The 8,413-nt window shown below is 30.6% G+C and carries 13 protein-coding genes; 4 read left to right on the top strand and 9 right to left on the bottom strand.

Annotation, left to right across the window (positions count from 1 at the left end):
- Window positions 1–122 precede the first annotated feature (122 nt).
- The 3 genes from METFODRAFT_RS09715 to METFODRAFT_RS04850 all read right to left on the bottom strand — a co-directional run bounded on the left by METFODRAFT_RS09715 (window position 123) and on the right by METFODRAFT_RS04850 (window position 1,488).
- On the bottom strand, window positions 123–572 hold the full coding sequence (locus tag METFODRAFT_RS09715; RefSeq protein WP_007044434.1) for a helix-turn-helix transcriptional regulator: 450 nt from the start codon (window positions 570–572) through the stop codon (window positions 123–125).
- A gap of 119 nt (window positions 573–691) precedes the next feature.
- Window positions 692–901, bottom strand: coding sequence for an ArsR family transcriptional regulator (locus tag METFODRAFT_RS09710; RefSeq protein WP_007044433.1), 210 nt, complete (start codon window positions 899–901; stop codon window positions 692–694).
- An 86-nt stretch (window positions 902–987) separates the two neighbouring features.
- A complete protein-coding gene (locus METFODRAFT_RS04850) occupies window positions 988–1,488 on the bottom strand; it encodes a hypothetical protein (RefSeq protein WP_007044432.1) in 501 nt (166 codons plus the stop codon).
- 56 nt (window positions 1,489–1,544) lie between these two features.
- Between METFODRAFT_RS04850 and METFODRAFT_RS04845 the strand changes: the two genes are divergently transcribed.
- Window positions 1,545–2,426, top strand: coding sequence for a triphosphoribosyl-dephospho-CoA synthase (locus tag METFODRAFT_RS04845; RefSeq protein WP_007044431.1), 882 nt, complete (start codon window positions 1,545–1,547; stop codon window positions 2,424–2,426).
- A 20-nt stretch (window positions 2,427–2,446) separates the two neighbouring features.
- Here the strand turns inward: METFODRAFT_RS04845 and METFODRAFT_RS04840 are convergent, their stop codons facing one another.
- The gene (locus tag METFODRAFT_RS04840) at window positions 2,447–2,689 is read right to left on the bottom strand and encodes a hypothetical protein (RefSeq protein ID WP_007044430.1); all 243 of its coding nucleotides are present in this window, start codon (window positions 2,687–2,689) and stop codon (window positions 2,447–2,449) included.
- A 232-nt stretch (window positions 2,690–2,921) separates the two neighbouring features.
- Here METFODRAFT_RS04840 and METFODRAFT_RS11490 point away from each other — a divergent pair, with 232 nt between their 5' ends.
- Genes METFODRAFT_RS11490 through METFODRAFT_RS10090 form a run of 3 tightly spaced genes read left to right on the top strand, consistent with a single transcriptional unit; the run spans window position 2,922 to window position 3,689 of the window.
- Window positions 2,922–3,257, top strand: coding sequence for a hypothetical protein (locus METFODRAFT_RS11490; protein ID WP_245528854.1), 336 nt, complete (start codon window positions 2,922–2,924; stop codon window positions 3,255–3,257).
- Window positions 3,206–3,439 carry a transposase gene (locus METFODRAFT_RS04830; protein ID WP_083820820.1) on the top strand — a complete coding sequence of 78 codons (234 nt, stop codon included), beginning with the start codon at window positions 3,206–3,208 and terminating at the stop codon, window positions 3,437–3,439. Before METFODRAFT_RS11490 ends, METFODRAFT_RS04830 begins: the two co-directional genes overlap by 52 nt.
- 46 nt (window positions 3,440–3,485) lie before the next feature.
- Entirely contained in the window at window positions 3,486–3,689 is a 204-nt protein-coding gene (locus METFODRAFT_RS10090; RefSeq protein WP_007043585.1) for a hypothetical protein, read from the top strand.
- Between the two features lie 141 nt (window positions 3,690–3,830).
- Here METFODRAFT_RS10090 and map read toward each other — a convergent pair whose 3' ends face one another.
- The 5 genes from map to METFODRAFT_RS04805 all read right to left on the bottom strand — a co-directional run bounded on the left by map (window position 3,831) and on the right by METFODRAFT_RS04805 (window position 8,365).
- Window positions 3,831–4,718 (bottom strand): type II methionyl aminopeptidase, encoded by an 888-nt coding sequence (gene map, locus METFODRAFT_RS04825; RefSeq protein ID WP_007044429.1) that lies wholly within the window; start codon window positions 4,716–4,718, stop codon window positions 3,831–3,833.
- Between the two features lie 10 nt (window positions 4,719–4,728).
- On the bottom strand, window positions 4,729–5,832 hold the full coding sequence (locus METFODRAFT_RS04820; protein WP_007044428.1) for an OBG GTPase family GTP-binding protein: 1,104 nt from the start codon (window positions 5,830–5,832) through the stop codon (window positions 4,729–4,731).
- 177 nt (window positions 5,833–6,009) lie between these two features.
- The gene (locus METFODRAFT_RS04815) at window positions 6,010–6,288 is read right to left on the bottom strand and encodes an ArsR/SmtB family transcription factor (protein ID WP_007044427.1); all 279 of its coding nucleotides are present in this window, start codon (window positions 6,286–6,288) and stop codon (window positions 6,010–6,012) included.
- Between the two features lie 30 nt (window positions 6,289–6,318).
- Window positions 6,319–6,990, bottom strand: a complete 672-nt coding sequence (locus METFODRAFT_RS04810; protein WP_007044426.1) for a molybdopterin-guanine dinucleotide biosynthesis protein MobB — start codon at window positions 6,988–6,990, stop codon at window positions 6,319–6,321.
- Window positions 6,991–7,048: 58 nt separating this feature from the next.
- On the bottom strand, window positions 7,049–8,365 hold the full coding sequence (locus METFODRAFT_RS04805) for a radical SAM protein (RefSeq protein WP_007044425.1): 1,317 nt from the start codon (window positions 8,363–8,365) through the stop codon (window positions 7,049–7,051).
- Window positions 8,366–8,413: the final 48 nt, after the last annotated feature.

Below are 8,413 nucleotides of genomic sequence, written 5' to 3'. Positions count from 1 at the left end.
TATTTAATGTTTTGATGGGAACTACGGTTATCATAATCATTATATTTTTTTATAATTATTATGATACTTTATAAATTGAAAGAATTAAAGATATAGATATAAAATATTAAAAAATAAAAAATCTAAATTTTATCAATTTCCTTAGATTTTTTTAAATAGTAATCAAATAACTCTTCTCCCCACATTAAAGCACTTTTATCATAAGATATTAAAAATTCACCTACATCATAAACTCCATTTTTAAAATACAACGAGAGATATAAAAACCTATCGGAAATAACCATAGCCAATTTTGTATCTTTAACAACATACATTTTTGCATTATCTAATTCTAAATATTCGCTAAGTTCTTTTGGGTTTTTCTCTTTCACCTTGTTAAATACTCTTTCAGTTAAAATTAAACGAATATTTTTACCACTTTTTGCAAGTTTTAAAAACATCAAAGGATAATCCGGATGATAAATAGACGAAATCCCATATATGGCGTTTGATAACTTAATATTCTTTATAAATTCTTCATGAAGTTCATAAATACATTCAGATGAATTTTTTACAATTTCACAATTTTCCAATTCATAAATTCTTTTTAATAAGTTGCTAGGAATTGAGGAAATATCATGATTATTCCAAAAATCTTCATACTTTTCAATAATCCTAATTCCAGAAACAAATCCAGAAAATAATTCTCTAACTAACTACCAGATTCTGTTAGTTTATATTTTCCATTTTCAGATTTAACCAATCCTTCAAATTCAAGAGCTCTTAGATGAGGCAAAAGATTTGAAGGTTTTATACCAAGGGCTTTTGACAACTTTGTAAGTGGTTTGGGAACATCGGATAGATTCAAAATTATTTTGTATCTTTTTTTAGAAGATACTAACATTTTCAATAATCTTTGCAAAATTATCCCCCTAAATCTTTTAGTTCAATATTATTTGGAATTAAAATATTTCTCAAATTTTTGGAAAAATCTGGTAGTTAATGTTTTTAATATTTAAAGTATTTTTTAAGAATCTCTTCAATCTCCCCATTTTTATCTTTTAAATAAATATCAGGAGTTATATACTTTTTACCAATTAACTTTATGGTATCTCCAATTCTTTCATATCCGTTAAATCCTTTCCATGTATAATATTGATTGAAATATAGGCCATCTTCACATATATAGGCGGGAAATTTATAAAATCCTATAAAACAAATCATAAGAACCATAACTGTTGTTACTGTAATGGAAAATACAAGAGATTTTGTAACGATATATAAAAAAACACCAAATCCTATAAAAACTAATAAAAACGTTATAAAAAGTTGTCTAAATACAGAAGGCATAATATTTTTTAAGTTATCTTTATATTGAACTATTGCTTTATTTTTTATTCTCTCCTTCTCCAATTTTGAATATTTCATAATCATATAAAGTGGAATAATCACAAAAATAAAAGCTAAAAATCTAAAGTAGATATAAAGCATTAGTTCAATTCCATTCATGCTCTCACAAAATAAATATTATCAGATTTACAAATATATAAAAATTTGGTGAAAACATGAATCCTTTTGATATAATGAAGGCATCTCAAATTGCATGCTGTTTAGAGGTTAGCTCTTTCAAACCGGGAAATGTTCATAGAAATAGAGATTATAGAGATATCAAATATCATCACTTTATTAATGCTGGAATTGCCTTTGGAAATGTGGTTTATGAGGCATCACAAAAAGATAGGGATGTTGGTTTATACATAAAAAAAGCAGTTATTGAGAGCAAAAAATGGAGCCCTACAAATGCCAACTTAGGAATTATAATGTTACACATCCCCATAGCAATGGCGGCTGGAAAATTAGAGAGTTTTGATGAAAATAAGTTGAGAGATAATTTAAAGAGAATAACTGAAAATACAACCGTTGAAGATGCTATAAATGTCTATGATGCAATAAATATAGCAATGGCTTATGTCAATAAACCAAAGAAAGGTCCTGATGTTACTTCAGAAGATGCAAAAAAAGAGCTTATTGAAAAGGGCTTAACACTCTTAGATGTTTATAAAATATCTGCAGAGTGGGACAATATAAGTAAAGAATGGGTTGATAGCTTTAAAATATCATTTGAAGGCTATAATTTATTAAAAAAGTTTTATAAAGAGCTCAACAACATAAACTTGGCTATAACAAAAACATTTTTAAACCTATTGGCTAAATATCCTGATACATTAATTGCAAGAAAAAAAGGTTTTGAAACTGCCTTAAATGTCTCTAAAATGGCTGAAGATGTATTAAATAACTTCACTGAAGAGAAAGTTAAAGAGTTTGATAGATATTTATCAAAGGAAGGAAACAAACTAAATCCTGGAACCACTGCTGATTTAATAGCATCAAGTTTAATGATATTTATATTAGATAGAATAGATAAGGAAGAGATAGTTTTATGGTGAATAGGGATTATTGGGATGATTTACTTTCTGAATAATAATTTAATGATTTCATTTAGATTTTCTTTAACTATTTTTATATCTTCTTCTTTTACATATTTATGTAATTCTTTTTCTAATTCTTCTTTTGCTTTTTTGATTTCATCTATTGGATACTTACCGGCTAATAAATAATTTTCTAACTTATTATATGCGATTGAACATCTCAATGATGCCATAAGTAGTTCATATTTTAAAGCATCTTCATCAAAATATGCTAAATACAATATACGGTAGTTCCCATCAAATAGATAAATATATAACTATATGATTATAGATTACTACAAAAAAATAGTTGGAGGTAATAACATCGTAGATAAATCTAAAATTCCGAGAATTAAGCGTTTAATAAATCTTATGCGAGCTAAGTTTTACCTAATAGTCGTCAAATACAAATCGCCATACACACGCAGAGAGAAAATATCTCTCTTAGACTTAATAATCTTTTCGGTTCTTTGTATGATATACTTTTCGGGAGTTTATAAGAGGGATTATGAAATACTAATCGAATATTTAGGACTATTTACAAAAATTAGATATAACAAGATTGTTGAACGAATAAATAGATATGAACAACTTTTATTCGAGATTCAAAAGACTTTCCTAAACAAAAATTGTTTATTATTCATAGATACAATCCCAATTGAAACGAAAAAATCCGTAAGAAAGGGAAGACATGAAAAAATTGGATACTCGGAACTTATTAAAAAAACGGCAGTGTTGGATATAACCCATCGAAAAGACTGTGGTATTATGGATACAAAGCAACTTATATTACCGATGGGTTGTATCTAATGTTGATATCCATAAATCCTGCAAATCAGCATGATTTGGACATTCTAAAAGAAAATTTTAGAGGGTTTGTTCGGGAATTTATGAACTGCAGTATAATCGGAGACAAAGGATATATAGATAAGGGCTTCGAAAACTTATTAAGGCAGGGGAAAGTTTATTTCGAAGCGATAAAAAGAAATTAGGCAAACTCTTCGAGTTTGCTACTCGCTTGCTACCGCAAGCGAAAACATGATTAAATCGTTTATAGAGAGAACAAAGTATAAAATATTGAATAAGTTGAGAAAAAGCATTGAGACCAACTTCTCAAAGTTAGTTGCGATGTTTTCTAAGCATATTCACGCTGTAAGCAAGAAAGGGCTGAGTGTTAAGCTCTTACTCTTCACAATCGCTTATAATCTTAAAGTGTTAGATGAAGTTAATTCAATTAAATAAATATTTAAATTTGTGATGGGAATTACGGTTCAAATTGATATAAAAACTTGGGCAAAAATCCCCAAACTTCCCCACATACTCGCAGCCAAAAATACCAATAAATAACCCCTCAACACATCACCCAAATTCCAATTATTTTTATTATTTGGTTATGACTTCTACTCCATTTTCGGTAATCAATACCGTATGCTCTGCTTGCGTAACCATTCCATTGTTTCTCTCAACTAATGTTGGATATGCATAAATACATCCTGCTATAATCAAACTCCTCAGTGCAGTTTTAGATTTTGGGTTCTCCCTAACAATCCATCTTTCAGCAAAAGGTAGGTAAGGATACTCTTTCTCTATCTTCTTTAATAATGTTTTTGCATTGGGTAGTCTCATCGGCTTTGAGGTTATAAATTTATATATATTTCCAAGATTTCCATCCTTAACCATTCCAAATCCATCAGTAGCAAATGGCTCAATTGCAACCAAATCTCCAACATCAACGACATCATTCGTTCTCTCTTTAACATTTGGAACACTTATTCCTGAATGCAAGACATACCTATACATTACGTGCCCAGAGAGGTTTGATATTGGTTTATATCCATAACTATTAATAACCTCTTCAATAATCTTCCCCATTTCACCAACATTCATTGGAGGGTTTATTTCTTTGATAACAGTTTTTAGTGCATCCTCACTCGCTTTTTTTAAATCATTGTAGGAATTTGATAAATCAACAGTAACTGCTGTATCTGCAATATACCCATCAACATGAGCCCCTAAATCCAATTTTACAATATCATTATCCCCAAAAATCTTATCATCATTATAACATGGGGAGTAGTGGGCAGCAATATGGTTTATTGAAATATTGCATGGGAATGCTGGTTCTCCACCTAATTCCTTAATCCTATTCTCAACAAACTCTGCCACATCATACAACTTAACTCCTGGCTTTATCATCTTTACTGCTTCTCCTCTTACCTTAGATGCAATTTTACCTGCTTCTATTATTTTCTTATATGTTTCCTCATTCATTACAACCACTTTACTTACTTCTCTTTATAACAATTGTTAAGATATCTTCATCCTCCAAAACATGGTCTAATCCAACCCTTTGCCCAGGGTGTTTTGCTGATTTACCCCAAACTTGGGCATATCTAAAGTTCTCAACGAAATCCCTGTGCAATTTATTACATACATCTCTAACAATTGAACCTCTTAACATGATGAGAGGTTCATCAAAATCAGGTTTCTTTCCTTGGGGTTTTAAATATATCTTTATAAATCCAAGTGTGTTATATATTGCCTCTTTTAATTTATCAAGGTTAATCTCTCTATGCCCCGATACAAGAACGTGGGGCCTATCCTTTAATTTCTCCTCAATCTCCTTTAATTGCTCCTCAGTTGCTAAATCAATCTTGTTTACAACAACCAAGGATGGAATATAAACCCTATTTTCCATAATAACATCGATAAGTTGGTCTGCGGTTATATCTTCCCTAATCACAATATCTGCATTGTGTATCTTATATTCATTCAAAATTGCCACTATGGTCTCTTCATCTAAATGGGTTAATGGAACTGTTGTATTTACAGTTATTCCTCCCCTTTCCTTTCTAACAATTTTTACATCTGGTGGTTGCTGATCCAATCTAATACCCACATTAAATAACTCCTTTTCAATAACTGGCAAATGCTCTAATGAGAAGACATCAACTGCAAGTAATATCAAATCTGCACTTCTAACTGCTGCTAAAACCTCACTTCCCCTACCTTTACCAGAAGATGCCCCTGTAATGATCCCCGGGGCATCCAAAACTTGAATTTTCGCCCCCTTATACTCCATAATACCTGGGACTATTTTTAATGTAGTGAATGCATAAGCACCAACTTCTGAATAAGCGTTTGTTAATTTATTCAATAGTGTTGATTTTCCAACTGACGGAAATCCAACAAACGCCACTGTTGCATCTCCCGACTTCTTTACAGCATAACCTCCTCCACCACCTCCGCCTCTTTGTCTATGTTGCTCTTCCCTCAATTTTGCAAGTTTTGCCTTCAATCTTCCAATGTGTTTCTGGGTGGCTTTGTTGTATGGGGTGTTTTTTAATTCTTCCTCAATCCTCCTAATTTCCTCCTCAATACCCATGTTCTCACCAATTGTATTATAACTTCAAATAAAACTACATAAAATAAAAAATCGTAAAGTTTTAATTTTTATTAAATTTTAGATAAATCTATAATAAAAAAAAGATATATATAGGTACATCCAAAAGCCCCTTAAATTATCTTAAAATCGCTTACAAAGAAATCACTTTTTCTTAACTTAGATAATTTCATCCATCATTTGAATTAATTCCTTAACCTTTGGGTTTACAATGTAGTAGTAGTTCCAAGTACCTTCCTTCTTTGCCTTTATAATACCTGCCTTTTTTAAGATGTTTAAATGATGGGATATTGTTGGTTGTGGTTTTTTTAATTCATCAATTATCTTACATACACACATACTTTCATTTTTGGTCAATAACTTCAAAATCATCAATCTTGTTGGGTCTGCAAACGCTTTGAACACCTCAGCCATAGCTTCATATTTTCCATTATCCATGTTTTACCCTCCTTTTTATTTTAAAAACAATCAATCAATTTTAATTTCAATGTTTTTTGGGTTGTCAACACCTTTTAAGGTTTCGATCATTGCTTTTACAGTGTTTTTTATTATTTTTGAAACAAATGGATTTGCGGGGATAATCTTCCCATCTGCAACAATTTTTATGCCATTTGACAAAACACAGTCATTCCATTTTGCCTCTCCTTTAACAACAGCATTTACAAAAGATTTGCAGTTATAACCGCAATGTCCACAATTCAAGTTGAATGATGGCACAGTTGCCTTTTCCAAAACGAGTTTTAATACATCTTCAACATCATAGGCATAATCCTTTATAACCATTATGGTGTGTTCATCAACAAGTTCTAAACCCTCATCACCTTTAACCATAACGATTTTTGGAATATTTAATTTTGAAACTTCATCTTTGAACCCTTCAATGATAACAAAATCTTCATGTATTTTTGATAAAATTTCTTCAAGAGACAGTCTATCATTATAAAATGCAGTTCCTTTGTTCGTGGAAAAAACCACAGTATTTGAAAACTGCTTTAATTTATAAGAATCAGTTTTTTCAACATCGACATCTTTGTATGTGTGTTTTATAACTGCTGTTTTAAATGGGAGTTTTTTTAAAAGTTCGCATATAAGAGTCGTTTTTCCAGAATTTTTTGGACCTATAACTCCAATAACTCTCATGCTATCACATCTTAAATTGAACAATGATATAATATAAGGTTCATATATTTAAATGTTGTTATTGAGTTGGTGTTGAAACTATTATGTTGTCCTTTGTCCTTAAAATTCTAACCCTTATATTGTTTCCAATTAACCTATCTTCATTTTTGCAATTTATTATTTGAACTATTCGGTTTTGAGAAACGCCAATGACTTCTCCCCTAATCCTTCCATCCATAATAACATCTACATTAATAGATTCCCCAACCTTAAAAGGACATGGGAGTTTCTTTCTCCTATGAGTTCCAAAATCACTCGGGTGGAGTTTTAATTTAACATCAATACCCTTTGCTTTATATTGGGCTTCGTAATCCTTCAACAATTTATAAAACTTCTTAAATTCCCAAATTTTCATCTTCTTTACCCTTCTACCAAACTGATAAATCAGACACAACTGAACCCCCAATATTGGATCTTTTTTGTTTGTTATTGGGTTTAGAACATTTTGGGGAATTCTTTGGTCTAATTGAATTGCATAATCTATAACCTTCTTAAACTCCTCATCATTCACATTTGGCAACAGAATAGGGGCAATGAGTAGGTGTATCTTTGAATTCTTTATATACTCAGCAATATCTAAAATCTTCTCAATGTTGTAATCTTTCCTTCCAGCCAAGATTTTTGCCATCTTTTCATCCAGTGCATTAATTGACAAATTAATCCTATGCAGACCTGCCTCTTCCAACTCATCAATCATCTTATATGTTAAACCTACTCCATTACTCTGTATTGATACTATTCCTCTTCCATCCTTATTTATCTCACTTAGATTTTGAACCAAATCTGCCAAAGGGTAATATAGAGTAGGTTCTCCCTGTCCATCTAAGTGTGCCTCAATGAATTTGTTTCCCTTAAACTCAGCAATCTTTTTATACTCTTCAACCAAATAATCAACATCAACATAGTAATCATTTTTTCTTGTTTTGGAATACTTTCCTTCATCGACAGAACAGAACGGACAGTTTATGTTACATCCACTTAAACCTCTAACTTGTATGATGTTTGTTCCCCTGTCGATTAAACCAAATGCAGTGTGCCCTATTAATGGTATTGGAGGGACTATGTAGTATGTTCTTCTATTAGTTACCTTATTTACTAAGTTTTGAGAAATACTAAGTGATATCAGGTTCAATATTCCTCTCTTTATATTTTCTACTTTGAGAGGATGTTCGTTTATTATAATCATTTCATCCTCTATATCTACATTATATGGAATCTCTACCTCACATTCATAATTTTTGTTTATTTCTAAGATTAATTTGTTACCTTTACTATTCACATCAGTAATCATCCTAAATGATGATAAATCAAGAACATTTTTTTCATTTAACTCCATAACATCACCAAAAAAGTTTAATGGGATAATATATATTAATGATTAATA

Origin of the sequence: Methanotorris formicicus Mc-S-70, from assembly GCF_000243455.1 — an archaeon.
GTDB classification, from domain to species: Archaea; AGJL01; Methanococci; order Methanococcales; family Methanococcaceae; genus Methanotorris; species Methanotorris formicicus.
The sequence above is the reverse complement of the archived record's forward strand: the minus strand, read 5'-3'. Positions and strand labels throughout refer to the sequence as shown.